Here is a 573-nt window from a genome sequence, read left to right as displayed (position 1 = left end):
CCGGCCGGCCACAAGGTCCAGCAGGCGTGGCGCGAGCTCGACGTCGTCCAGTGCGGCTACTGCCAGTCGGGGCAGGTGATGGCCGCCACCGCGCTGATCGCGTCGAACCCGAACCCGAGCGACGCCGACATCGACGCGGCGATGGCCGGCAACATCTGCCGCTGCGGCACGTACAACCGGATTCGCGCGGCCGTGAAGCAAGCCGCGAAGGAGGTGTGACATGTCTCGAGGACTGATCGAAGCAGGTCGGGCCGGCGCGGGCGTGTCGCGCCGTTCGTTCCTCAAGCTCGGCATGTCGCTGGGCGCGGCGGCCGGCGGCGGATTGCTGCTCGGCTTCAGCCTGCCGGCCGCGGGTGACGATGCGCGCCGTTCGGTGATTGGCGGCGATGCCGCCGAACCGGCTCAACCCGGCGTGTTCGCACCGAACGCGTTCGTGCAGATCGACCGCGCCGGCAAGGTCACGCTGGTGATGCCGAAGGTCGAGATGGGGCAAGGCGTCTATACGGCGCTGCCGATGCTGATCGCGGAAGAGCTCGAAGTGCCGCTGTCGAGCGTGACGCTCGACCATGCGCC

At 69.6% G+C, this 573-nt stretch carries 2 protein-coding genes; both read left to right on the top strand.

The features are described 5' to 3' along the window. Window positions 1-219, top strand: a 219-nt coding sequence (locus tag G3O00_RS43130; protein WP_241025623.1) for a 2Fe-2S iron-sulfur cluster-binding protein, incomplete at its 5' end; no start/stop codon positions are given. 1 nt (window position 220) lies between these two features. Further along, the coding region (locus G3O00_RS43125) for a molybdopterin cofactor-binding domain-containing protein (protein ID WP_206146648.1) at window positions 221-573 on the top strand (353 nt) is incomplete at its 3' end.

This window comes from Burkholderia sp. Ac-20384, assembly GCF_017104605.1.
Taxonomy (GTDB): domain Bacteria; phylum Pseudomonadota; class Gammaproteobacteria; order Burkholderiales; family Burkholderiaceae; genus Burkholderia; species Burkholderia lata.
The sequence above is the reverse complement of the archived record's forward strand: the minus strand, read 5'-3'. Positions and strand labels throughout refer to the sequence as shown.